The sequence below is a fragment of the Synechococcus sp. W55.2 genome (assembly GCF_047461635.1).
GTDB lineage: Bacteria > Cyanobacteriota > Cyanobacteriia > Thermostichales > Thermostichaceae > Thermostichus.
In genome coordinates this window covers 1-24,864 of sequence record NZ_JANSHM010000016.1, presented here as the reverse complement: position 1 = coordinate 24,864, position 24,864 = coordinate 1, and the positions used below count along the sequence as shown (strand labels likewise).

Here is a 24,864-nt window from a genome sequence, read left to right as displayed (position 1 = left end):
TGAAGGACGGCTGCAGACAGACTACACTGGGGCTGGGTGAGAGATGAAAACCAAATCTTTCACTGCGTCGAGGATGGGGCGAACGCCCGACGTCGAGAATCCCTGCCCCTTGGGGCGGAGAGTATGCCAAAGTTGTTCCAAACAGCAACAAGTCCGGGCTCTCTTCTTCTCACCTGTTGCCTCAGCGTTGCCCAGCAACAAATAAGGCTCAGATCCGACGGAGATCTGGCTGAGAGGGCATTGACTTGCAGAGGAACCCGCAGAATAGCTCCACACAGGTATGGTTCAGTCTGTTCCCCCTCATTCCGATAGAGCTGGGCCAATATCTCCCCTGGTGGCCCTGCAAGCAACCTTGCAGCAGATGCGGGAGCAGAGCGATGCCAACACCCTCGTTCAGCTCACGCTGGAGTATGTCAAGGCGGCGTTTGGGGCGCCGCTGATCTGGCTGGCCTTTTACGACTATCCAAATCACCAGTTGGTGGGTCAGGGGGGAGTGACCCTTCTTGAGGATCAAACCCTACTGCGGGCGGTGCATCCTCTACAGCCGGGGGAGATCCTGGAGCAGGTGGTGATCGAGCAGCGACCGATCAGCCTGCCCGACCTCTCTCAGGAACCGCGCATGGGCATTTGGCAGCGGGAGGCCAGGCGACTGGGCGGGATCCAGGGCTGTTTCATTTATCCCTTCTCGGCCTACGGCCCGCTGTCGCGAACGGCAGTAGGACGGCGGCGCTGTTTGGGGATCCTGATGCTGGGATCCCAAATGTGGGGGGTTACCACCCGTGAGGACGAAAAGGCTCTCCTGGGGATTTTGCTGGGGCAGTTGGCAGCTTCTCTGCAAGAGTTGGAAAACGCTTGGCAACAGCAGACCGAAAAGCGCCTTGAGGATCCGCTCCTGAGGTTGGGAACGGCGATGCGCCAGGTGGGATCCCTGCAGGAACGGGTCAGCCTGGTGAGGCAGGAGTTACAGTCTTTTCTGGGCGCTGTCCACATTCAGGTGTATTGGCACGAGCGCAGCCAGGGTCAGTTCGTTCCCCATGGAAGCGCCCCCAAAGCTGTTGGCAACAGCGGGGGGACGGAGTCCTCTCAGCCCCCTGTTCCCAAAGGGGCTAAAGTCGGAGCAGGGCCGACAGGAGAGGTCAGCCTTTCGCTGCGGGAATTGGGGGACATGTACTACACCCTCGCCGATGGCCAGGTGGTGGTGGGCGGCACAGGGACGACTCGCTCTGAGGTTCCCCCCAAGCTGATGCAGCAGTTGCGAGCCCAGGCTGTTTTGGCAGCCCCGATTTTGCTGGAGAAGGATCTGCTGGGGTTTATCTGGGTGCAATCCGATGTGCCCCGTACCTGGCAAGCCGCTGAGCGACAGTTGGTGGCCGCTGCCGCCAATGGGTTGGCCTTGGCTGCCCCCCTAGAAAATCTGGATCGCCGCATTCGCCAGTTGGCCGATGACCAAGAGTTTGTGCAACAGGTGGGCCGCTCGCTTTACAACCCGGCGGAGCTGCAACAGGCTCTCCAGCAAGCCGTTGTCGGCCTGGCCCAGCGCCTGAAAGTCGGTGCAGTGGCCGTGTTGACGGTGGATCCCGACAGCCCCATCCCCCGCCTCTTCTACGAGTACCGCAGGGAAGGCAAGCAGACTTTGCCACAGCAGCTCAGCCCTCTGAGCGACCAGGACTGGCAGGATCTCATGCGCAGCGAGGTGGTCGTGGCAGAAAACTACGACCAAGATCTGCGCCTGCTCTCTTGGCGGCAGGAACTGGCAGGGGTTCGTTCCTTGATGCTGACCCACACCGGGGTCGGCGGTACCGCCACCACACCTGTGGAAGGGCTGCTCTTGGTGTTGCATCCCCAGCTACGGACCTGGAGCCGGGAAGAGCGGCAACTGCTGCGGGGGATCGCCCAACAGGTGGGGGTGATCCTGCGGCAAATTCGGTCAGAACAACGCCGGCAACGACAAGAGCAATTGCTCAAGGGCCTGATCGCCACTTGTTCAACCTTGCAAAACTCGGCCACCTTGTCAGATCTGTACACCACTACCACTCGACAGACGGCCCAATTGCTGGGGATCCCTCTGGCGCTGGTGGTCAGTTGGCAGCCGGGGGAAAGCCGGGCTCAGCTCCAGGGGCCTTTTACTACCGCTGCCGGGACAGGGACCGGCTCCACCGAGATCGACCTGCAAGATCCCCTACTGGCCTACGCGCTGCAGTCGGCAGAACCTCTGCCGCTCACCCAGGAGCAGATCCCCCCTGCCAGCCGCACTTGGCTCAGTCGCGTCAGCGGTGCGGAGCACTTTGCTGCCGGCCTGGGATCCTGGCTGCTGGTGGCGCTGGGGGAGACAAACTCCTCGCAGGCGGGAGCTTTGGGAGTTTTGATCTTGGGGGCAGAAGCGGGCAAGGTTTGGGATCCCGACGAGCGGGCGGCTGTGATGCTGATCGCCCAGACCTGCGGCTGGACGCTGCGGCGCTTGCTCTGGATGCAAACTTTGCAAGAGCAGCAGGAGGTGCTCAGGGAGTTGAACTGGTACAAGCACCGCCGCCTGCTGGATATGCAGAATGCCCTTCTGGACAGCCTGCACCGCCTGGGTCAGGTGCCGGAGATCCCCGGAGACGAAGCCACCCGCTGGCAAAAAGTAGTGGAAATTGGCAGAGGTCTGCGGGATCTGACCGTCTCCACAAGGCCGTTGTTGCAGTCGGAAACTTGGCAGGTGCAGCCGCAGTCGCGGTCGGTGCCCTTGGCAACCTTGGTGCGCAAAAGCCTACGCCGAGTGGAGGCCCTGACCCAAAAACGCAAGTTATGGCCGCGGGCCCATGGGGACATGAGCCTTACCATCCAGGGGGATCCCGAACGACTGGAGATGGTGCTCTGGGAGGTGTTGACAGCCGCTATTTTGCGCAGCCCGGAAGGGGGGCGGCTGGATCTGTGGAGCCAAGCCAGCGTTCGCGATAGCGATGCGGAGCCCTTTGGCTATGCAGAGCTGCTGGTGGTGGATCAGGGCAGCTTCGACCCTCACCTGATGGCCGCCCTTCAGTTGGATCCGAACCAGGTGATCTACGCGGATCCTCTGCTCAAGTCGCCTCTATCGGTAAGTCCTGGTCTGGAACTCAGCCTGTGTCAACGGGTGGTGCAGCGGATGGGGGGCCAGCTCTCCTTTTACCTCTCTTCCGATGGGCGTTGTGTCTCTCGGCTGCTCCTGCCGATGGGCAGCGACGAGCCCCATCCCCCTGGGTAGGAAAAAGCTGTGTTGCCGGTCACCTTAGGGGGACAAGGTTCTGAGCAGCCAAAACAGGGGCAGTAGAGCCAGTAGGCCGCGATCCAGCCGCCGCAGTTGTAGGCGGTGCCAGCGCAGGGGATGGTCTGGGCCGGTCAGCCCACGGGCCTGCATTGCCATAGCCGTCTGTTCGGCACGCAGGAGCAAGTTTTCAAAAAAGCGCTCCACCAAGGCCAGCAGGGTTTGCATCCCGCCCCGGAAACTCAGGGATCCCCAGCGCACATCCCGAGTTCGCACCGCCCGCGCCAAGTTTTGCACCTCTTCCATCACCAAAGGCAGAAAGCGCAGCGCCAAGGTGAGGGTGAGAATTACTTCGGCAATCGGCCATCTCCAACGCTTGAGAGGCTGCAACCATTGGCCGATCCCCTCGGCAATTTCTTCGGGGGCCGTGGTCAACAAAAACAAATGGGTGGCGTAGAGCAACGTAAAAATGAGGGTGCCCAGCCGCAGCGCCACCGATAGAGAACGGCGGGAGACCTGAAAGGTTCGTCCCAATAGGGAAAACTGAACCAGGCGGTAGCGATAAGGAGTTTGCCAGGCACGGGTTTGCGCCCGCCAGGCACGGTCTGGGGATCCCTGTTCTACGGCCAAGTCGAAGTGCCCTGCACCGCTAACGGGAACAGCGGGGATCCCGGTCAGCCCATAGCCCACCACCTGCATATCCTGCCGTTGCGGTTGGGGAAAAACCCCCAATCCATCCGGCGCCAAGCTGGTGATCCCAAAGGTGAGCAGGCTCAGGGCCAGCACCAGGGAGAGTTGGCCCGACCAAACCCGGCGCGGCAGACGGGCCGCCACAGTTAGCAGCAGAAGAGCCACCACCACGGCCAAGCGCCAACCATTGCCGGCCAAAATGGGGCTGAGGAGAAAGCTGAGCAGCCAGGCCAGCTTAACCCGCGGATCCAGGCAATGTAGCCAGGTGCGAGGCTCTTCCAGATAAATCCCCAGCGGGGCATTGCGCAGAATATCCACAACAGTTGAGAAGGAAGCAGACTATACCCCTTAAAAGGGCGGGACCGAGAACTCCGTCCCCGTAGCGCGGTCGCAGCAGCGTTGCGGAGCAATAACAGCTGGCAGCAAGGGAGAGCTAGGGCCGTTCCACCAGACGGGTAGAGCCCGACTGGGCAGCGACCCATCCCCCCGGAGCCCCATCTCGCTCGATGCGCAGCCAGACGGGCACTTGTCCCTCACCGGCCTGCACCTCTACCACCCGCAGCAGGGCTTGGCGTGGGGCTGTCCCGACAATGGCTCCTGTCAGGCTGGGTTGCTGGCGAATGTTGAGGCCATCGTTGGAGATCACCCGCACCTGTTGTACTCCTTGCCACTCCGCCAGAGGGCCAGTTAGCTCAGGCGGGGGAGCGGGTTCTGTCTGGCCGGGATTGTCGTTCGCGGAGGCGTCGCGTAGCGATATGTCAACCGGCGGCTGCTCAATTTGCACCTGGGGTTGCTCCAGCGGTGGTGCCGGCGGCGGCGTGAACAGGCCCCGCAACATTTGCCAGATGACCAGCAGGGAGAGAATGCCCACACCAACTACCCCGGCCACTCGCGTCAGCGGTGCGGAGCCCACGGCGGGAAGGGCAGGACGCTTACGGGATCCCAAGCGGCTGCGGCGGTAACGTTCCACTTCCTGCATTCCGCTCACGCCAGCTCCCTCCCGCTGAGGGGAACGGTCTTGGGCGCGTTCGCGACAGCGGTGCGGAGCACTAGAACTCTCATCCGCAAGAGCAGAGACGCCCGCCTTGGGGGTGCTCCGGTAGGAGGGCAAATCCGAGAGGCGCGGGGGTTCTGGCGGGGGCATCACTCCTCCCCGTTGCCAAGGGGTGGGGGGGCGCTGCAATTCTTGGGTTGGATTAGGGGGGCGCACGCCACCCACCACGGCAGGCAAATGAGGTGGGGGATGGGGGGCTTGTTCGCGACAGCGGTGCGGAGCACTGGGAGAAAGCATCCCCGCCGGCGGATCCTCGCGGCTGGGCATTTCGTCCAGGTAAGCTTGCACTTGGGGGTTGTCGAAGTAGGCTTGCAACGTCGCTTGGGTGGCTTCCAGACCGCGAAATTCCGGGAACACCTCCTCCTGAAACCATTTTTCTGTGAAGCGGCACAGACCCGGCAGATGGTCGGGAGAACCGGCGGAGTGTTCTTCGATAAACTGCAAGGCCTCTACTTCTTGGGTGGAGCGCAGATGGGCGAGCGCCTCTTCGGTCTGCCCCAGCAACAGACTACAGATGGCCTGCTCCAGATGCACATCCTGCCGCTGCGCCAGACGAGCCAGGTAGCCGCGAGCACGCCGCACCAGGGCCGGGCGGTTTTCCAGATAACCTGCCGCCAGCAACACCTGCACGGCCAGGTAGGCGGCTACCATCGAGGGACGCTCAGCCTCCTGCTCGAACAGCTCTTGCTGTTCTTTGAGGGTGAGGTGGCGACGTACCCGTTGGATAAAGCGCAGGAAATCTTCGGTGCTGAGGCCAGAGCCATCCTGCCCCACCCCCTCGATGCCGCCCCGTTCGTTCAGCATGGCTTTGAGGAGAGCCAGTCCCTGCTGCCGCTCCCCGTTCCCATCAGCGGTGTGTCTTCCAGCTTGGGCGGGAGCACTTTGGCTGAGGAGTTGCAAAATGCGATAGGGACGCAGCTTGCCCAAATCGATGCGGATCTCCGCTTGCATCTGCGGAAAGGCCTGGCACTCCTCCAGCTCCGCCAAGCCCGCCTGTAAAGAACGCGCGGCCTCTTCGTAGGATCCCTGTTGCCAGGCTTCTCGACCCAGTTCCAGACGAGCGATGGCCCGCGCCAAAATGGCATCGGAACGAGCAGGGTGGCCCTGCTCCAACAGGTGTTGAGCCAAGTCCAACGCAGCCTGGTACTCTCCAGCTTCGCAATACAAGCACAGCACTCCCGGTAGGTGCGCCTCCTCCACCGTCAAGGTGGGATCCGTTGGCATGAGGTGTTCATCGTAGTTTCGTCGTGCCTCAGGGTTCAGCAGCACAGAAGCCGCCTCTTGGATCATCTGGGCGCGAGCTTCCACAGCCTGTGGCGAGAACCCCGACAGCCAGGAGCGCTCGCCCGGCTTGAGATCGATCCGCTCCCGGTATGCCTGTTCAATCTGATGCTCATCTGCTCGTGCCGACAGCATCAAAACCCGATAGTAGTCGAGGGGCACCCGCACCGTCATGGTTTTTGTCCGCGCTCTCCGATTCGTGCCAGCGGGACGGAGTCCTTGGACAACTGACCCGCATCGACTTAACTGTAGTCCTTTTCCCCGGTAAAAGGGATCCCTGCGCTGAGAATCGCCACCTTGCCCCCACCCGTTCCAGCTAACCAGCTCTTCTTTGAAAGTGAAAAGGTCTATGAGGGAATATCTAGAGCAGACGGGTGGCCTCCAGCAGTTTGGCGTACCGGATCAGCAGCAAAGACTGTTGCTCCGGCAGCGGCTGAATAACCCCCTGCTGCTGCAGACGGCTCAGTACCGCCAGGGCTGTCTCCCGGCTAACTTGGCTGATATCGGCCAAATCCTGGGGGGGAGGGTAGACAATGCGCATCCCCTGGGGGGTCTTCTCGCCAAAAGCTTCCGCCAGTTGCACCAGCGTATGCACCACTCGCAGCGGGGGGCTCTGCTGGTCAAGATCCGCCTGCAAGTTGGCCAGGCGCAGGCGACGGGAGAGGCTGCAGGCCAGCTGGTAACACAGTTGCGGCTCCCGCAACATCAGCGCTTTGAAGGTTGCCGCCGGGATCCCGGCCACCCGCAGCGGGGTTAGGGCCAGCACATCTCGCGAGCGGGGAGCTTCGTCCAGTACCGCCATTTCCCCCACCCAAGCGCCCGGCCCCAGCAAGGCAAGGGTTTTGGTGCTGTCTTGCGCCCGCAAAGCCCGCCGCACCTTAGCCCAGCCGGCGAGGATCAGATAAACTACGCTGCCCCAGGCATCTTGCATGAAGAGGGCCTGTCCCGCCGGGATATCCCGCAGCTTGACCTGGGATCCCAACCATTGCAAGGACGTCGCCGAAAGTTCGGCCAACATTGGCACCGCCTTGAGCTCGGAGAGAAGGGCAACAGGAGCATCGGAAGCCATGGCGGGTCGGACGTTTCACCATACCGCAAGCCCACTGTAGCCCAGTTACCAACTCAAGAGCTATCCTGCAATCCACCACCCCGCCATGTGCGCCAAGATCTAGTGAGGAGGTGGTCTTGCTGTGGAGTCTTGCCGGTATGGCCCTCAGAGCCTCTAGAGCTACCCTGCGGTTGAGGGTAGGGGGAACCCAAACTCTGCCATTTCGTCTGGGCAACAGAGGTTCTGTCTGGGAGGGGATCCCTCCGCTGTTGTTGTTAGAACTTATGGATGCCTATGGATGCTGCCCTCAGCGACATCAGTGGCCAGCGCTGGTCGGTCTTGGTGAAGAACGTGCCTGTGCGGCCCGAAAAGCTCGCTGATGTGGATCTGGTGCTGATCTGTCAGCAGGGATCCCAGCCCCATCGGGAGGCTTTTGCCGAGTTGATGCGTCGCCATCAGGCCCATGTGGACAAGGTGCTCTATCATCTTGCCCCGGACTGGCAGGACCGGCATGACTTGGCCCAGGAAGTTTGGATCCGGGCCTACCGCCACCTGAAACGCCTACAGGAGCCGGCAAAATTTCGCAGCTGGCTGGGGCGGATCGCCACCAACCTGTTTTACGACGAGCTGCGCAAGCGCAAACGACAGCAGCAGCCCCTTTCTCTGGATGCGCCGATTCAGATGCGGGATAGCGAGATGGAATGGGAGCTGCCCAGCGAGAGCCCCAGTCCCCATGAGCACCTCGCCACCTGCGAGTTCTACGAGCGATTGCACCAAGCCGTCCGCGACTTGCCGCAGGCCTTTCGCCAGACAATCCTGCTGCGGGAAATTCAGGGAATGGCTTATGAGGAAATTGCCGAGATCACAGGGGTGTCTTTGGGCACTGTTAAGTCTCGCATTGCCCGCGCCCGCGCCCGCCTACAATCCACCCTAAAACCCTACCTTAATGGTGAATGACCATGGTTCGCGGCAACCCCAACCCCGACCCCAGGGATCCCCAGCAAGAGCTGCCGGTGGTGGATGAGCGCTTTGAACAGTTGAGCGCCTACTTGGATGGGGAATTGTCGTCCCAGGAAGCGCGGCAGGTGGAAGATTGGCTGGCCAGCGATCCTCAGGCGCGGCAACTGTACAGCCAACTGGCAGCTTTACAGGCCGGTTTGGCCAATCTCAAGGCCCCAACCTTGAACTCCACCCAGACGGAGCTGTTGATCAGCCGTGTGTTCGCTGAGCTGGATCGGCGGCCAATGCTCGACCTGGGCTGGCGGCAACGTAAGGGCACCCCTTGGGGACGGGTGGCAGCGGCTGTAGTGGCCTTGGCAGGGGCGGGCTGGGTGGGATGGCGTTGGTCTCATCCCCAGCCTTTGGTATCGCTGGAAGATCCGCCGGTGCGCGTGGCCATCGTGCCTGCCTCTGCTCGTGTTGCCCAACGCTATCTTTTCGAGGCGGGGCAAAAACAAGATGCCTACTCGATTTTGTTTGAGGCAATGCCCGACCGTGGATCTCGCTCCGCCAACGGAACCGGAGCCGTTCGCATCAACGGGACGGAGTCCTTGGTGGGCTGGGAATGACCTGAGCAGGCTTGAGAAAGACTGAGGAGCGCAGGGTGGAAAAAGCAGTTCGCTGGGCTTGTGGGCTAGGAGTCTGCCTTTGGCTATGCAGTCTGGGATCCCTGTCGGCCCAGGCAGATCCCAGCAGTAGCCATCTGGCAACGCCGTCCGCGCCGGCGGGACGGAGTCCGAAGCAGTTGCACTCCTCTCCCAGTGGACAGGAGCCTGCCCCCCAGCCCACAAACCTGCCTTCACCCGGATCCCGTCTCACCCCTGCCCCCGATCAAAACCAATGGGCCCCTCCCAAGACGGAGCTATCGCCCTTTCCGGACTTCCCCCTTCTCAAGGAGTTGGATCCGCCCCCGCCAAGCTTGGCCGACCTGGGCATCCATTGGGATCGCCTGGCCCTGCTGCCGGATTCCGAGCTGGCAGAGGAAATGGATGTGGAGTTCAGCCGCCGCCTAGCCCGCCTAAACCGGCAAATTGCCGACCAACAAGAGCGCCTCTACCGCCTCTTGCAAAGCTGGGACTCCGATGAGGCCGATATTCGTCAAATTCAGGCCCAACTGAGCCGGCTGCGGACAGAACGGGATCGCTTGGCCCTAGAGCACCTGTTGATGCTGCGGCAGTTGCAAGAGAACTTCGCCCTACCTCTACCCGACCGCTCGGCTGCCAGCTCTCCCTGAGGATCCCTTGGGTTCAGGCTATGATTGAGCAAGGGCAGACGCAACCCCCAACGGAGCTGAGCGATGGCCAAAGTGCCCAGCAACCCAGACATTGAGCAATTAGCTGCTGCCATTGGTAAAGAAGTTTACATCGATGTGGCCCGCTGGCATCTTTACCTGCGCGATGCCCACCTGCATACCCTTTTGGCGGAGCGACTGGCACCCCAGGTGATGGCAGGCAAGGTGGATGAGGACGCCGTCACAGAGATCTTGCAAGGGATCCCGGTGAAAGTGGGGGGTGGGCGCAAAGAATTGCCCCTGGCCGATCTCCTGCCGATGCAAAGCCTGCTTAACCTGCTGGACGTGCTGGAGGAGTTCAGCCGCAAATGGGCCCAATAGAGACCAATAGAGAAAGGTAGAGCGGTGCATCATCAGTCTAAACCTATGCGGCCTGGCCCCTGGCTCAAGCTCGGCAGCCTTATTCCGCTGCTCTGGCTGTTGTCGGCCTGTCAGGGAACCGAGTGGGGAGAACGGCTGGAGCGCGCTGTACGCCCAGTAGGTCTGCCCACAGCCCAACCTGAGCCGCTGGCATCTCCCTCGCCTCAACCTTCGCCGGGATCCATCCCGCCCTCTATCTCCGCTCCCCCTGCTCCCACCCCTTCCTCACCCCTGCCCAGCCCGGACAGCAGCCGCTTTACAGACTTGGAGCCCGGATCTCTGGTGGCCCGTTCGGTGGGATACCTAGATCGGTTGGGAGTTTTTGCCGATATCTCCAGCAGCGAATTTCAGCCGCAGCGCAGCGTTCGTCGCGGAGAATTTGCCCGTTGGCTGGTGTTGGCCAACAACGCCATCCACGCCGATGAGCCCAGCCGGCAAATCCGCCTGGGATCCCCCTCGGAACGCCCCCTCTTTTTGGATGTGCCGGAAGAGGATCCCAACTTTCGCTACATTCAAGCCCTGGGAGCTGCCGGTATAATTGCCGGAGATGCCAATCGAGAGTTTCGCCCCAACAGCCTGCTGTCGCGGGCAGAGTTGATCCGCATGAAGGTGCCTCTGGACTTACCTCCCGGCCAGATCAAGGGATCCCGAGCGGAGCTGGAGGAGCGCTGGGGGTTCACCGATGCGGCGCAAATTCCTCCTGAAGCCATTCCTGCTCTGGTAGCCGATCGCAGCCTAGAGAATGCCTCCACCGTGCTGCGCACCTTTGGCCCCATCCGCACCTTCAACCCCTTCGAGCCGGTTAGCCGCGGGGAAGCCGCCATCGCCCTGTCGGCTTTTGGGGAACGAACGGCCCAAGACGCCATACCCCAGCCGCCAGCCCTGCTAGACCCAACCCCTGAGCCTCAGCCTTCTCCCCCTGCCGCAGAACCGGAGCAGACGGCTTCTCCCGAGCCGGATCCCAACCCTGCCTCTCCCTCGAATGCCGTTGATGAGCCCTCTGCGCCGGCCCGCCCCCGTTCCTCGGAAGTTGCCCCAGGGGAGGGCAGGATCGTTACCCCACGCCAAACCCAACCCTGAGGTGAGAGGGATCCCATTGGCGTATGCTGTTGGGCTCTGTCAGCAGATAGAACGCCTCAGAACCCCAGCAGGGATCCCTGCTACGGCTCTTACAAGGAGCAAAAGGAGCCATAACAATAAAAACTATCCCTAACTCCCTTCGGGAGAGGGGCTGTACAGCGCAGAGGACTTCCGCCCCCATTCCCCAGGCGGCTCTAGCTCTTGCCAGTCCCCTGAGCGCCCCTCTGCTGGGGAAAACCCTTGCCGCCCATAGCCTATAGAATGGGGGAAGCCAGCCTTGGAAAACCTGCAGGGATCCCAACTGTGTCCGCCATTGTTCCTGAAATCCGTTCTGCCGATCTGCTGCGCTACACCGTGATTGGGTCGCGGCGGCCCAGCGTGTACTTTTGGGCGGTGGCGCTGACGGGGGGAGGGCTGGGCTTTACCTTGGCCGGCCTTTCCAGCTATCTCCACCGCAATTTGCTCCCCTTTTCCGATCCCGCCAGCCTGGTGTTTATTCCCCAGGGCATTGCCATGCTCTTTTACGGGGTGCTCGGATCCCTGGCGGGGCTATACCAGTGGCTGAGTTTGTATTGGAACTTGGGAGGCGGCTACAACGAGTTCGACCGGCGCACGCAAAAGATAACGCTGGTGCGCCAGGGCTTTCCGGGCAAAAACCGTGAAGTCCGCCTGGAGTATGACTTTGCCGATGTGCAAAGCTTACGGGTGGAGCTGAGAGAGGGGCTTAACCCCCGCCGAGCCATCTACTTGCGGGTGAAAGGACGTGGCGACATCCCCCTCACCGGCGTAGGCCAGCCACCTCCCCTGACGGAGATCGAAAACCAGGCAGCCGAGATTGCCCGCTTTCTCAACGTCAGCTTAGAGGGCATTTGATTCCCTGGGGCATCATGCGCTGTGATCGCACCCTGATGGCCGCGTGAGGGATGTGTGCCCTACTACGAATGGGTGACCAACTACATTGCTGTAATCGGTGGGCGCTAATGCGGAGGCCTTGAAGAGATCCCGGATCCCTTTGGGGTGGGGAGACCCTCTTCTGGATTAGAGTCCTTTCAAATTAGATTGAGACTAGGTTGAGACGCTCCCCAGGTGTTTCGCGCTGCAGCCCTTCTTCCAGAGGGAGAAATGACCATATCTGCACAACTGAAGCGCGCGCTGCCGAGCGTCGCTTTTTAAAACCTCGGGATGGAGAGCATCTCAAAAACTAGCCTTCGCCAGCTTGAGGAGAGGAACCCAGGGATCCCTTGACTGCCACCTGAAGGCTCGCCGACTCCGGAATGAATGCCTGTGCAGTCGGGAACCCCAAGAAGGGGCTTTGCTCTACCGCCTGGGTGGAGAGGGTAAAGAGGGGATTGGAGAGGATCCCGGCAAAGATGGTAGCCACCAAAGTGAACACCAAGCCCACCCGCAGAGCCTGCATGCCTTCCGCCTGCCAGTTGGTCTCAGGGTAATTTTGCACTGAAACCGACATCTCTTGCGGCTCTTTCACCACGATGGTTTTCACCACCCGCACGTAGTAGTAGATGGAGATGACGCTGGTGACCAACCCCACCAACACTAGGGTATAGGCCCCTGCCTGCCAACCGGCCCAGAACAGGTACAACTTGCCGAAGAAGCCTGCCAGAGGGGGCAACCCACCCAACGAAAGCAGACAAATGCTCAAGCAAAGGGTGAGGAAGGGATCCTTTTGGTAGAGGCCGCTGTACTCGCTAATTTCATCGGTGCCGGTCTTCAGGCTGAACAGGGTGATGCACAAAAAGGCCCCCAGGTTCATGGCCAAATAGACCATCAAGTAAAAGATCAAGCTGGCATAGCCGGCCTCGGTGCCCGCCACCAAGCCAATCAAAACGAAGCCCGCCTGTCCAATGGAAGAATAGGCCAGCAGCCGTTTGAGGCGGGTTTGGGCAATGGCCACCACATTCCCCAGCACCATGGTCAAAATGGCCAGCACCGAGAGCACCGCCCGCCACTCTTCCGTCATGGCCGGAAATACGGTGGCCAGAAAGCGCACCGCCAAGGCAAAGCCTGCTGCTTTGGATCCCACTGACAAAAAGGCCACCACCGGCGTTGGGGATCCCTCGTAGACATCAGGAGTCCACTGGTGAAAGGGCACTGCCGCCAACTTAAACCCGATACCACCAATGCAGAGCACCAAAGCGATGATCCCTGCCAAACCGGCATCCCCCATAGAGGAGGCAATGGCTTCCAGCTTCGTTTGCCCACCCGAAAGGCCGTAGAGCAGCGACATGCCGTAGAGAAAAATGGCTGTGCTGCTGGCCCCGATCAAGAGATATTTCAGGGCTGCCTCCGAAGAACGGGGATCCCGCTTGGTATAGCCGGCCATCAGGTAGCTGGCAATGCCCAGGGTTTCCAGAGATACAAACACCAGGATCAAGTCCGTCGCCCCGGAGAGGAACATGCCCCCCAAGGTGGCCGTGAGCAGCAACACATAAAACTCGCCTGTGGGGGCTCCCGACTGGGCGATGTAGCGCTCCGCCATCATCACGGTCAGCACCGCCGTCCCCACCACCAGGCCACGGAAGAGAATGCTGATGGGATCCGCCGCAAAGCTGCCCAAGAAGCTCTCCAACTGGGGCTGCTGCCACTGCAACACCAAGGTCACCAAAGCCCCAATCAAGCCAAAGATGGAGAGGGCCGGAAGACTTTTGCGTGCCGCCGACCCGCCGATTAAATCCACCACCAAGACGAGCAAGAGGGTGAGGGTAACCACCACTTCCGGCCAAATGGCACCGGCATACAGGTTTCCGGTTGGGGCAAAGACATCCATAGGAGAAGACTATGAAGAGAGATTAAGGGGATCCACAGCCAGCATACCGCGATTTCTGGTCTCTCTCCCCGCTTCAGGCATCTCTTCTCCCAATCGTCTCCATCAGCGCTCTCAATCTACAGGCTCAGTAGAGCTTGGCGCTGGAGGTGAGCACCAACTTCAGGCGGGCGTGGATCAGATCCAAGTCCGCCAGCCCCAGGTCGATCTCCCCATCGACGACGATGCCGGTGTGGATCAGGCGATCCAAGAGTTCCAGCACGGATCCCTCGCGGTGGGGTTGTCCGGGGTAGTAGTCCCCCTGGCGGGGCAGGAGGGTGCCCAGATCTCCGAGATCCAGGTTTAAATCCGCCGGGTCAATCTCCAACAGGCTGCAGATGTGTCGAATTTGCTCCCGCAGGGCCTGTAGGCTGCTGCCGGCCCGCTCGAGCTGCTCTGCAGAAAGGCGCTCAGCCTCCATTTGCCGCACCACCTGCGCCTCCATCAACTGCCGCAACAGCTCCACCAAGGTCAGCACCAGAGAGGCCAAACCAGCCTCCGGGCGTTTCCGGCCAGGGGTGGGCCGAGTCTGGCTCAAGTCTTCCCAGCTGGCGGGACTAATCGAAAGGCGCGGCGGGGGAGGAGAAGCAATCCAACGGTCAAAGGGCTGACAAAGCTGTTCCAGGCTGAGCAAGCGGAGACGGGGATCCCGAGCGGCCTCTTCCCTTTCCTCTGGTAGGTTGTAGCCCCAGTCGGCCAAAAACAAGAGAACCTGCTCCAGCTCCGGCACCCTCTGCACCTGGCGCAGCGTTTGCAGGCGATCCTCCACAAACCACAGCTCCTCAGCCGGCAGTTGGGCGGCAGCCAGTAGCCGCTGTAAAGTGGTGGCCTTGGGGGCGCGCACCTCCTTGCCCAGAATGCGGTGGCGTGGCAGTTGGATCCCTTCTCGACCCAAGAGCTGCTGGATAAACCGCCCCTCTTTGGTACTGAGAATGGCCAGGCGCGGCTCCCCGGCAGCCTGAAGCTGGCGCATCCAGGCCGCCACCCCCGGATAAAACCGGTGCAGCCCCAGCCACCCCTGCAGATCCTCTGCAATCCAGCGATCCCGCACGCCATCCAGCACTTGGGCCAAACCTAGCTCGGAGACCCCCACCTGCTGCAACAACCGCTGCCGCCAGCTGGGCCAGTCTTGGCGCAAGTCCTCCTCCCGGATCCCTTCCTGTAGCCCCCACAACAACAGAGGCATCTCCCAGCCGGTCTCGATCAGCGGGCGCAGACGGTCGAAGGCAGGACGCAGCGGCTCTAGCTGAGCAGGAGCCAGGCCCCACACCTGAGCACAAACGCGGCAGGAGGAAGCAAAATACTCCGCCCGCCCATCGCAGAGCACACCATCAAAATCCAGAACCAGAATGCGGGGGGACATTCGCCGGGGCCTAGCGAACTCCATACCTGAGTCCCCCTGAGGGCAAGTTGCAAAAATGGGGCCAGAGGCCAAGTTAATTTAACCAAACTGTTCCACCCGATTGGCCCAACCTAATTGGATTCCAAGATGCGAACCGACTTGATCTCCACTGGCTTCAGGGGGCGATCCTGAGGGTCGGTGGGCGCAGTTGCAATTTTATCCAACACATCCTCTCCCTCGATCAATTGCCCAAAGATCGTGTAGTTGGGCGGCAGCGGGTAGTCGGCATGCATGATGAAGAACTGGCTGCCATTGGTGTTGGGGCCGGCGTTGGCCATAGCCAAAGTGCCACGGCTGTAGGGACGTTGCACTGGCTCATCGGGAAAGCGGTAGCCCGGCCCACCCCGCCCTGTACCCGTGGGATCCCCGCCCTGGATCATGAAGCCGCGGATCACGCGGTGAAAGATGACGCCATCGTAAAAGTGATCGTTGGCCAGAAAGACGAAATTGTTCACGGCCAGGGGAGCTTCCTGAGGAAACAGCTCCAGAACCATTGTGCCGGCGGTGGTCTCCATCGTGGCCGTGTAGGACTTGGCCGGGTCGATCACCATCGGCGGGGGACTGTTGTAGGTTTTCACTGGTTTGCCCAATTGTTGTGCCAGGAGCAAATCGCGAGAAGAATGCGGGCGGGCCAAGACAGGGAGAGCACTCAGCCCCACCCAAAGCACCACCATCAGCACAGCTAACTTCACCAGGCTGGCCAACTTAGATCGCACACGCACGTTTCTTGCAGGAAAGCTCCATCCCCATCGTACCAGGATTCTGTCCGAGCTTAATCTTCCCCGGACTTGGATGGAGGCTTGGCTCGCCGCACCAGCCAATAACTTACCGAGAGGGCCAACGTTGCTGCCCCCAAGCCAATGAGCTCCAACCCCCCCAGCTTCTCGAAATCAAAAATGATGATCTTGCGGGCCACCGCAATCAAAGAGGTGACGATCACCAGCTCCACCTGCACCACCTGCTTTTGCAAGTAGGCGGTAATGTTCTCCAGAATTTCCAGCGCAATCAGAATATTTAAAAAGAGGCCGAAGATCTCGATTAAAGTGGTGGAGAAAAACCCAGTTGGCTCCATCAACAAATCTGCCACCAAGAACCGGGCCAAGTCCACCACTGCTACTACGATTAGCCCGATCATCAAAATTGAAAGCAGCTTCGAGATCAGGCTTTCGATGCGGGCAATGGCCCGCAAAAAGGGATCCTCCTCTTCCGTCTCGTGGGGATTGTGCAACAGCCACTTGAGAAACCGCATCGCCAACCCCGACAGATCCAAACCCTTATGTCCTGATCCTGAGACAACATTATCCGTCCCAACCGTCTTGCCGGGAAGCAGGCAGGGATCCCTTGGGGCGATGATTGCGACACCGCTCAGAACAGTATTTCACCTCCGACCAACAGTCGGCCCACTTTTTGCGCCAGGTGAAGGGTCGCTGACAGGTGAGACAAATCTTGCTGGGCAAATCCGATTTCTTCCGTTGGCGTGGCATGGTGCACTGCAAAACAAGGTCAACTCTGTAGTCAGTTTAACAATCCTACCGGATGCTGACCGTTACCATCACGGAAGTGTTTAGTCTGCGCCCCACCTTAGCAAAAGCTGAAGTCTGAACCTAGAGAAATCGAGTAGCCTCTTGAAATCCGGCGAGATCTCTGCCCTGTGTCTGCAGGGATCCCTGAAGGAAGTTGGGTTTGCTGAAGGGTCAACCGGTTCTGTCCTGTATCCAAGCAAAGTTTCCAACATCCGCTTGTGGATGTGAGTTTGTATGAAGTCTCAACCGAATGGGATGGATGTAGCTGTTCAGAATTGTCCCCCCCCACCGAAACGGGTTGAGGTACGGCTCAGCAAACCCGGCAACCGAGCGACCCAAGCCTCGCTGTCGGAGGACTCGGTGGGCATATTTTTGCGGGAAATGGCTCGCTACCCACTCCTCAATGCCGAGCAGGAAGTGAAATTGAGACGGCTGATTGCAGAGGGGGGAGCCGCCGGGGAACGGGCGAAACGGGAATTGGTTAGGGCCAACCTGCGCTTGGTGGTCTCGATTGCCAAAAAGTATTTGAATCGCGGTGTGCCGTTTCTGGATTTGATTCAAGAAGGCACCATTGGCCTGATCCGGGCCGCAGAAAAATTTGAGTACGAACGCGGCTACAAGTTTTCCACCTACGCCTACTGGTGGATTCGCCAAGGGATCACCCGCGCCGTTGCCAATCAGGGGCGCCTGGTGCGGATCCCGGTGCACATGGTAGAAAAGCTCAACCAGGTGAAGCGGATCCGGCGGGAGCTGACCGAGACCCTAAACCGTCGCCCCACCCAAGCGGAAATTGCCGAAGCTCTGGAGATTTCCCCCGACAAGCTGGACGCTCTCTTAACCCTCTTGGAAGCCGGTCGCCAAACCCTTTCGCTACATACTCCGGTCGGCAAAGAGGAGGATAGGGAGCTGATGCAGCTTATCGAGGACGCCAACGGCCTCACTCCCGAATCCCAAATGGACTTGCACCTGCTGTCTGCCCAACTGGAAGAAATGCTGGAGCAGCTCAGCCCCCGAGAGCAAGAGATTCTCAAGCTCCGCTATGGGCTGAAAGATGGCCACCTACACACTCTCTCCGAAATTGGTCAGCTTTTCGGCCTCTCTCGGGAGCGCGTCCGACAAATTCAAGCACGAGCCATGCGCAAACTGCGCCATCCACGCCGACAGGAAATTTTGGCAGATTGGATGGCCTCGTTTTAGGCAGTAGGCCACGGCTGCTCCACAGGCGAAACCCAGGATTCCGCAGCAGTTTATGTTCAGCAAAGCTCTGCAGAACCAGGACCAGAGGCGTGCCCCCACTTTTGGACAAGGGATCTGTCAACTAGCCCATCTTCTGCAACTGCAGGGGGTGAGGCTGAGGGCGGCTGCGCAGGGCAGCTTCGATCAACCCCAAAAAGAGGGGGTGGGGGCGGTTGGGGCGGGAGCGAAACTCCGGATGGAACTGGGTGGCGATGAAAAAGGGGTGGCTGGGCAGCTCGATAATCTCCACCAAGCGGTTATCCGGCGAGACGCCGCTGATAACATAGCCGGAGTCTAGAAAAAGGCTGCGGTAGGCATTGTTAAACTCATAGCGATGGCGGTGCCGCTCGTAGATGATGGTCTCGCCATACAGCTTGGCCGCCAGGGTATTGGGCATGATGCGACAGGGATAGAGGCCCAGCCGCAGGGTTCCCCCCAGATCTTCCACATCTTTCTGCTCCGGCAAGAGGCTGATCACCGGGTGGGGGGTATCGGGGTCAAACTCGTAGCTGTTGGCCCGCTCCAGATGGGCAATGTGACATCCCCAGTCGATCACCGCGCATTGCATGCCCAGACACAGGCCCAGAAAGGGAATGCCCCGCTCCCTCACGTAGCAAATACTGGCCACTTTGCCCTCGATGCCGCGATTGCCAAACCCCCCTGGCACCACCACTCCATCCACGCCGGAAAGCAATGCCTCTGGTCCCCGCTCTTCGATCTCCTCAGAAGAGATCCAGCGCAGCGTGACGCCGGCATTGAGGGCCAACCCGGCATGGCGCAGGGCCTCGGCCACCGAAAGATAGGCATCCGTAAGGCGCACGTATTTGCCGACAATGGCAATCTCCACCCGCTCTTGGGGGTGGTGCAGCCGCTTCACCAAGAGCTCCCACTCCCGCAGGTCGGGCTGCTGGGGATCCAGGTTGAGGATCTCCAAAACCCGCTGCGCCAACCCCTCCTGCTCGAGCACCAAAGGCACATCGTAGATACTGGGGGCATCCTGAGCCTGAATCACACATTCCACCGGCACATCGCAAAACTCGGAGATCTTCTCCTTGATCCCGCGGGGCAATGGCTGTTCGCAGCGGCACACCAACACGTCCGGCTGGATACCAATAGAGCGCAGCTCCTTCACCGAGTGCTGGGTGGGCTTGGTTTTCATCTCCCCTGCCGCTTTGATCAGGGGCACCAGGGTGACATGCACATAGGCGACATTGGCGCGGCCCACGTCCTTGCGAAATTGGCGAATGGCCTCCAAAAAGGGCAGAGACTCGATATCCCCCACCGTGCCCCCCACCTCCACCAGCACCACATCGGGGTTGGTCTCGCGGGCCACTCGCCGGATCCGTTCTTTGATCTCTTGGGTGACGTGGGGGATCACCTGCACCGTGCTGCCCTGGTAATCGCCGCGCCGCTCTTTGTGGATCACGGCCTGGTAGATGGAGCCGGTGGTGACGTTGTTGAGCTTAGACATGTTGGTGTCGGTGAAGCGCTCGTAGTGGCCCAAGTCCAGGTCGGTCTCGGCGCCGTCGTCGGTGACGAACACTTCTCCATGCTGGTAGGGACTCATGGTGCCGGGATCCACATTGATGTAGGGATCCAGCTTCAAAATCGACACCGTGTAGTTGCGGGATTTGAGGAGGCGACCCAAGCTGGCCGCTACAATGCCTTTGCCGATGCTGGAGACCACTCCACCGGTAACGAAGACAAACTTGGTCATGGCCTGGATCCCTTCCCTTTTGCCTTTTGATTATGCCAGGGATCCCTTAGCGCAGAGAGCGGATGGGGCCATTGTAGAGGATGGTGGTTTGAAAGGTGCGCCTGTCTACCCGCACCTGGGTTTCAATGCTGGGCTGGACAAAGCCGGGCTCTCCCCCCCGGAAGGTGAAGATCCAGGCGTCTTCAAACTCTTCAAACGGCGAGTCAATGGCTGCCCCGTGCATGGAAGCTTCGGCGCGATAGCGCTGCAGGCCCCCATTGGCGATCTCGGCAGCTTGGCGGGCCAGGTTTTTGGCGCGGTTGAGATCCCGGAAGTAGCGGCTGATCTCCTCAAAACTCCCCCTGGGCAGCGGTCGCTGGGGAGCAGGGGTTGCCGGCACAGGCCGGGGATCCGGCACGATGGGCAGGGTGGGAATATCGGGACTGGGGGGCAGCGGGGTTTGGGAAGGTTCGGGAAAGAGGGGCCTAATCCCCTGGGTCTGGGCGGGCAGCGAGGATCCCCAGAGCAGCGCTCCGGCCAGGCAGAGAGGGAAAAGGGATCTCATAGGCAGTTCCTCTACCAGTGAGTGATCTAGCTGGAATCACTACTCTACTGAGCCTCTCTCCCCAACAAGCAGAGGAAAAAGCCTGGTTGCTGTTTCCCAAGGCAGCTAAAAGAGGGAGGTCGTTGGCGCAAGGGGGACTGCCCACCTGCTGACGGTTGCTAGCATGCGGGAGGAGACCGCCTCGCAGAAGTTGCCATGGAGTTCATCGATCTTGCCGAGACGGGGCTAAAACTAAGCCGCGTGGGGCTGGGCACCTGGAGCATGACGGGGGATTGGTGGGGGCCAGCAGATCCTGAGGAGGCCTACGCCACTCTCCGCAAGGCCATTGACCTAGGCATCACCCTCTTTGACACCGCTCCGGCCTACGGCCGCGGCCTTTCGGAAGTGCTTTTGGGACGGGCCATCCGGGATGCCGGCTGCCGGGATCGCCTAGTCATTGCCACCAAGGCCGGCCTGCAGTGGGTCAACGGCAAGGTGGTGCGCAACTGCAGCCTCAGTTGGCTAGCTCAGGATTTGGAAAACTCCCTCCGCCGCCTGCAGACGGAGGTCATTGACATCTACCAGGTACACTGGCCAGATCCCCTAGAGCCCCTGGAGGAAACAGCCGCCTTTTTCCAGCGCCTGCTGCAGGAAGGCAAGATCCGCGCCATTGGGGTCAGCAACTTTTCCCCAGAACAACTGGATCGGTTTCGCCGGGTGGCTCCTCTGCACACCGCCCAGCCCCCCTACAACCTGTTCGAGCGGCAGATTGAAGCAGAGGTCTTGCCCTACTGTCGAGAGCACGGCATTCACACTTTGGTGTACAGTCCCCTCTGCCGAGGTCTGCTGAGCGGACGGATGACGCCGCAAACCACCTTCCCCCCAGGGGACATGCGCGCCGGGATCGACCCCAAGTTTGTTGAACCGCGCTACTCCCAGTACCTAAAAGCGGCAGAGGCATTGAGCCAGTTTGCTCAGGATCGCTATAGCAAGACCTTGGCTCAGTTGGCGGTGCGCTGGCTGCTGGATCAACCAGGGGTGAGTGTGGCACTGTGGGGGGCGCGCAAACCCCATCATCTGGAGGCAATATCCGGCCTTTGGGGCTGGTCGTTGGATGCGGAAGCGATGCAGACCATCGAGGATATTTTGCAAAGGTATGTTCCCGAGTCCATTCCCCCCAGCTTTATGTCCCCAGCTGCTCGCGCTGCCTAACCCGTACCCTTGCCCAGATTGCCGGGATCCTGGAACTGAGTTTGGCAAAAAATGAGATTTAGAGCTCTGTCCTACCGCAGCCAGTAGGGCCAGGAGTCTGTCAACCACGGGAGGACAAAGATGGCCATTACAGATGCAATTGCGTCAGCGGTGCGGAGCACTCTGACCCATAAGGCCCATAAGGCAGACAGGCCAAGGGATCCAGCTGGCCAAGATAGGCCCACAGCGCCTTCTCAGGAGGGATCCCTGATTCTCCAGGTGGGGGGCATGAGTTGTGCCGGCTGCGTCCGCACTGTCGAGCAGGCTCTACTGAGACAGCCGGGGGTGGTCAAGGCCAGCGTTAACCTGGTTACCGAGTCGGCCCTTGTGGAGTTTGCCCCTGGACTCCGGCCCGACCCGCAGCACCTGGCCCAGATTTTGACAGAGGCAGGGTTTCCCAGCCGCTACAGTTCAGAGGGTGAGGCCCTCTCCGGCGGGAGTTCCGTTCGCGTCAGCGGTGCGGAGCACTCTCAAGATCCCTCTTCCCCTCCCGGTGGGTGGGAAGAAGCCTTGGATGTGCCTGCGGATCCCCTCTCTCGGCAGCGACAGCAGACCCGACACCACATTCGCCAAGCGCTCACCGCCGCTTTTTTGCTGCTGATTTCTGCCGCCGGACACTTGGATCTCTTCGCCCGTCTGGGCTTGCCCCTCCTTAACGATGTCTGGCTGCACTGGGGCTTGGCGACCTTGACTTTTGTCGGCCCAGCTCGCGGCATTGTCCTGGATGGTTGGAGAGGGGCGCGGCGGCTGGCCCCCAACATGAACACCTTGGTTACCTTGGGATCCGGATCGGCCTACCTGGCCAGTCTGGCGGGGTTGTTGGCCCCTCAGGTGGGCTGGGAGTGCTTTTTCGACGAGCCCGTCATGATGCTCAGCTTCATCCTGTTGGGACGGGCCTTGGAACAGCACAGCCGCCTGCGGGCGGCCAGCAGCCTGCAATCGCTGGTGAGCTTGTGTCCCAGTTTGGCTCGGCGGGTTCAGCCATCCGCTTGCGTCAGCGGAACGGAGTCCTCGAGGACGGGATCCGAGGCTCCCGGCTCAGCAGAGGGTGACTTGGATCTGGGATCCCAAACCGGAGAATGGTGCCCTGTCGAACAGGTGCGAGTGGGGGATTGGCTCCAAGTGCGGGCCGGCGAACAGATCCCGGTGGATGGAGAGGTCATTGCCGGCCAGGCCACGGTCAACGAGGGGATGTTGACGGGGGAACCCTTGCCGGTGCTGAAACAAGTGGGGGATCCCGTGGTGGCTGGGACAATCAACCAATCGGGGTTGCTGCTGTGCCGAGCGACGCGCACCGGGAAAGACACCACCTTGGCCCAGGTCATTCGCCTGGTGGAAGAGGCCCAAGCTCGCAAGGCCCCCATCCAAGGGATAGCCGACCAGGTGGCGGGCTACTTCACCTATGGGGTGGTCACGCTGGCCATTCTCACCTTTGGGTTCTGGTACTGGATTGGGATCCCACTCTGGGGGAGCGGCGGTGCGGAGCACTTCGTCCTGGCGGGGTTCAGCCTGCACGCCCATCTGCATCTGGGTGACCATCCCCCTCACCCCACACCCCTGCTCAGCAGCCTCAAGATGGCCATTGCCGTTTTGGTGGTGGCCTGCCCCTGTGCTTTGGGATTGGCTACGCCGATGGCCATCCTGGTGGGTACTGGCTTGGGAGCCGAGCGGGGTTTGCTCATCCGAGGGGGAGATGTTCTGGAGAAAGCCCATCGCTTGCAAACGGTGGTCTTCGACAAAACCGGCACCCTCACCCAAGGGGATCCCCACCTGACGGACTGTCTCAGCCTTGACCCCTCCCTGGATCCCAATCGCCTGCTCCAACTGGCAGCCACAGTGGAAAGCGGCACTCGCCATCCGCTGGCGCAAGCCATTTTGCAAGCCGCCCGCACCCAGGGTTTGCCGTTGCTCTCCGCCGGCGAGTTTCAAACCCAGCCGGGGATAGGGGTTGCTGCCCAAGTGGAAGGGCAGGCAGTGGTATTGGGATCCCTGGATGGGCTGGCTGCTTTGGGGATCCCAATTTCCCCAAAGGCGCAGGCCCAGGCCGAGGCGCTACTGGCAGCCGGCAAAACGGTGGTGGGCGTGGCTGTAGAGGGATCCCTGGTGGGGCTGCTGGCAGCCCAGGATCCCTTGCGGCCCGATGCGCAGGCAACGCTGCAACAGCTCCGGAAAATGGGCCTGCAGGTGGTTTTGCTAACCGGCGATCGGGCGGAGGTGGCCCACCAGGTGGCTGAGGCTCTGCAAGTGCCAGGTCTCCGCGTTATTGCCCAGGTTCACCCGGCAGACAAAGCTCAAGTCATCCGAGATCTGCAGGCCCAGGGTCAGAGGGTGGCCATGGTGGGCGATGGCATCAACGACGCTCCGGCTTTGGCCCAAGCCGATGTGGGCATTGCCCTGCATTCCGCTACCGATGCCGCCCTTGAGACCGCCGATATCATTCTGATGCGCAACCACCTCTGGGATGTGGTGCAAGCCATCCGCCTCAGCCGCGCCACCTTCCGCAAGATCCAGCAGAACCTCCTCTGGGCCTTTGGCTACAACCTGGTGGGGATCCCAGTGGCAGCAGGCGTGCTCCTACCCCCCTTTGGCATTGGGCTTAGCCCGGCAATCGCTGGGGGTCTCATGGCCTTGAGTTCCCTCAGCGTAATCCTCAATTCACTCCTCTTGAGGCGAACTTTTGTACCCCGTAGATCTTCGAGTAGCCGCAGCTAAAAAAGTGTTAAAAATTACGAATGACTAAGTACCGATCGTTAAGTCTTCCGAGGTTTTACCGAGCTTCTGACACAATTTCCGCTGCGTCCAAGCCAAAAATTCGGCAACTTCGATTACATTTGATTAAAAAGATTAATCCGCTTTAACTTTTGAGGATTTGGTTGTAAGATTAGACCGAAACCAAGCTGTAAGCGCATCTTCTGGTTTCTTGCTTAGCAAAGCAAAAACCGTGAAAATACTGAGAAAGCGCATCTTGCAGCGGTGAAGGGAGCAAAAGTATGGCGATGCTTGGAGATCTTCAGGAATTTTCCTTATGCGACCTGTTGCATTTAATGGAAAAGGGTAAGAAAGCAGGGCAATTATCCATCTGGGCACCCAATGGCATTCAGCGGATTTGGTTTTACCAAGGTCGGGTGGTCGCCGCCCTCACCCCTGAAGAAAAGCATCGTTTGGAAAGCCTGCTGACGCGCTTTGGCTTGGTGGACGAGCAGGTGGTCAGCCAGTTGGTCGCTAGGGGCTTGGAGGAGCCTCTGGGGCGTTGCCTGCAGCGGCAAGGGTTGATCTCGCCCGTAGATTTGGCCAAGCTCTTTCGCCATCAACTGCAAACCGGCCTCTACAGCCTCTTCGCCCTCGAATCCGGCCAGTTCAGCTTC

General features: G+C 60.3%; 21 protein-coding genes. 11 read left to right on the top strand and 10 right to left on the bottom strand.

Going from position 1 to position 24,864, the window contains the following annotated elements; genetic code table 11:
* The first annotated feature begins 280 nt into the window (after positions 1-280).
* Positions 281-3,223: a GAF domain-containing protein gene (locus NW828_RS05210; protein WP_414382152.1), complete on the top strand. Its 2,943-nt coding sequence runs from the start codon at positions 281-283 to the stop codon at positions 3,221-3,223.
* Between the two features lie 24 nt (positions 3,224-3,247).
* Here the strand turns inward: NW828_RS05210 and NW828_RS05205 are convergent, their stop codons facing one another.
* The 3 genes from NW828_RS05205 to NW828_RS05195 form a co-directional block, all read right to left on the bottom strand.
* Positions 3,248-4,231: an energy-coupling factor transporter transmembrane component T family protein gene (locus tag NW828_RS05205; protein ID WP_414357909.1), complete on the bottom strand. Its 984-nt coding sequence runs from the start codon at positions 4,229-4,231 to the stop codon at positions 3,248-3,250.
* A 115-nt stretch (positions 4,232-4,346) separates the two neighbouring features.
* Positions 4,347-6,422 carry an SH3 domain-containing protein gene (locus tag NW828_RS05200; RefSeq protein ID WP_414382149.1) on the bottom strand — a complete coding sequence of 692 codons (2,076 nt, stop codon included), beginning with the start codon at positions 6,420-6,422 and terminating at the stop codon, positions 4,347-4,349.
* A gap of 187 nt (positions 6,423-6,609) precedes the next feature.
* Positions 6,610-7,317 carry a Crp/Fnr family transcriptional regulator gene (locus NW828_RS05195; protein WP_414382146.1) on the bottom strand — a complete coding sequence of 236 codons (708 nt, stop codon included), beginning with the start codon at positions 7,315-7,317 and terminating at the stop codon, positions 6,610-6,612.
* A gap of 273 nt (positions 7,318-7,590) precedes the next feature.
* Here NW828_RS05195 and NW828_RS05190 point away from each other — a divergent pair, with 273 nt between their 5' ends.
* The 6 genes from NW828_RS05190 to NW828_RS05165 all read left to right on the top strand — a co-directional run bounded on the left by NW828_RS05190 (position 7,591) and on the right by NW828_RS05165 (position 11,899).
* Complete coding sequence (locus NW828_RS05190) at positions 7,591-8,253, top strand: sigma-70 family RNA polymerase sigma factor (RefSeq protein WP_414343224.1); 663 nt, start codon at positions 7,591-7,593, stop codon at positions 8,251-8,253.
* A gap of 2 nt (positions 8,254-8,255) precedes the next feature.
* Positions 8,256-8,864, top strand: a complete 609-nt coding sequence (locus NW828_RS05185; protein WP_414382144.1) for an anti-sigma factor family protein — start codon at positions 8,256-8,258, stop codon at positions 8,862-8,864.
* A 35-nt stretch (positions 8,865-8,899) separates the two neighbouring features.
* Positions 8,900-9,529: a hypothetical protein gene (locus NW828_RS05180; protein ID WP_414382141.1), complete on the top strand. Its 630-nt coding sequence runs from the start codon at positions 8,900-8,902 to the stop codon at positions 9,527-9,529.
* Positions 9,530-9,592: 63 nt separating this feature from the next.
* Entirely contained in the window at positions 9,593-9,907 is a 315-nt protein-coding gene (locus tag NW828_RS05175) for a DUF3181 family protein (protein ID WP_011433076.1), read from the top strand.
* A gap of 45 nt (positions 9,908-9,952) precedes the next feature.
* Positions 9,953-11,026 (top strand): S-layer homology domain-containing protein, encoded by a 1,074-nt coding sequence (locus tag NW828_RS05170; RefSeq protein WP_414382139.1) that lies wholly within the window; start codon positions 9,953-9,955, stop codon positions 11,024-11,026.
* A gap of 303 nt (positions 11,027-11,329) precedes the next feature.
* Complete coding sequence (locus NW828_RS05165; RefSeq protein WP_011433078.1) at positions 11,330-11,899, top strand: photosystem I assembly protein Ycf4; 570 nt, start codon at positions 11,330-11,332, stop codon at positions 11,897-11,899.
* Between the two features lie 328 nt (positions 11,900-12,227).
* On the opposite strand, the gene NW828_RS05160 is transcribed toward NW828_RS05165, so the two are convergent.
* The 5 genes from NW828_RS05160 to NW828_RS05140 form a co-directional block, all read right to left on the bottom strand.
* Positions 12,228-13,811 carry an NAD(P)H-quinone oxidoreductase subunit N gene (locus tag NW828_RS05160; protein WP_414382136.1) on the bottom strand — a complete coding sequence of 528 codons (1,584 nt, stop codon included), beginning with the start codon at positions 13,809-13,811 and terminating at the stop codon, positions 12,228-12,230.
* Between the two features lie 124 nt (positions 13,812-13,935).
* A complete protein-coding gene (gvpJ, locus tag NW828_RS05155) occupies positions 13,936-15,234 on the bottom strand; it encodes a gas vesicle protein GvpJ (protein WP_414382134.1) in 1,299 nt (432 codons plus the stop codon).
* A gap of 86 nt (positions 15,235-15,320) precedes the next feature.
* Positions 15,321-15,800, bottom strand: coding sequence for a peptidylprolyl isomerase (locus NW828_RS05150; RefSeq protein WP_414382189.1), 480 nt, complete (start codon positions 15,798-15,800; stop codon positions 15,321-15,323).
* Positions 15,801-16,021: 221 nt separating this feature from the next.
* Positions 16,022-16,498, bottom strand: coding sequence for a phosphate-starvation-inducible PsiE family protein (locus tag NW828_RS05145; protein ID WP_414382132.1), 477 nt, complete (start codon positions 16,496-16,498; stop codon positions 16,022-16,024).
* Between the two features lie 49 nt (positions 16,499-16,547).
* Complete coding sequence (locus NW828_RS05140; protein ID WP_041437321.1) at positions 16,548-16,733, bottom strand: DUF2256 domain-containing protein; 186 nt, start codon at positions 16,731-16,733, stop codon at positions 16,548-16,550.
* A 273-nt stretch (positions 16,734-17,006) separates the two neighbouring features.
* On the opposite strand from NW828_RS05140, the gene NW828_RS05135 reads away from it, so the two are divergent.
* Positions 17,007-17,969, top strand: a complete 963-nt coding sequence (locus NW828_RS05135; protein ID WP_414382129.1) for an RNA polymerase sigma factor RpoD/SigA — start codon at positions 17,007-17,009, stop codon at positions 17,967-17,969.
* Between the two features lie 121 nt (positions 17,970-18,090).
* Here NW828_RS05135 and NW828_RS05130 read toward each other — a convergent pair whose 3' ends face one another.
* Both NW828_RS05130 and NW828_RS05125 read right to left on the bottom strand, forming a co-directional pair.
* A complete protein-coding gene (locus NW828_RS05130; RefSeq protein ID WP_414382126.1) occupies positions 18,091-19,725 on the bottom strand; it encodes a CTP synthase in 1,635 nt (544 codons plus the stop codon).
* 46 nt (positions 19,726-19,771) lie between these two features.
* The gene (locus NW828_RS05125) at positions 19,772-20,269 is read right to left on the bottom strand and encodes a hypothetical protein (protein WP_414382123.1); all 498 of its coding nucleotides are present in this window, start codon (positions 20,267-20,269) and stop codon (positions 19,772-19,774) included.
* A gap of 195 nt (positions 20,270-20,464) precedes the next feature.
* Between NW828_RS05125 and NW828_RS05120 the strand changes: the two genes are divergently transcribed.
* From NW828_RS05120 to NW828_RS05110, 3 genes are all read left to right on the top strand, one after another.
* On the top strand, positions 20,465-21,460 hold the full coding sequence (locus tag NW828_RS05120) for an aldo/keto reductase (RefSeq protein WP_414382120.1): 996 nt from the start codon (positions 20,465-20,467) through the stop codon (positions 21,458-21,460).
* A 120-nt stretch (positions 21,461-21,580) separates the two neighbouring features.
* Positions 21,581-24,211 carry a heavy metal translocating P-type ATPase gene (locus tag NW828_RS05115; protein ID WP_414382118.1) on the top strand — a complete coding sequence of 877 codons (2,631 nt, stop codon included), beginning with the start codon at positions 21,581-21,583 and terminating at the stop codon, positions 24,209-24,211.
* 278 nt (positions 24,212-24,489) lie between these two features.
* The coding region (locus NW828_RS05110) for a DUF4388 domain-containing protein (RefSeq protein WP_414382116.1) at positions 24,490-24,864 on the top strand (375 nt) is incomplete at its 3' end.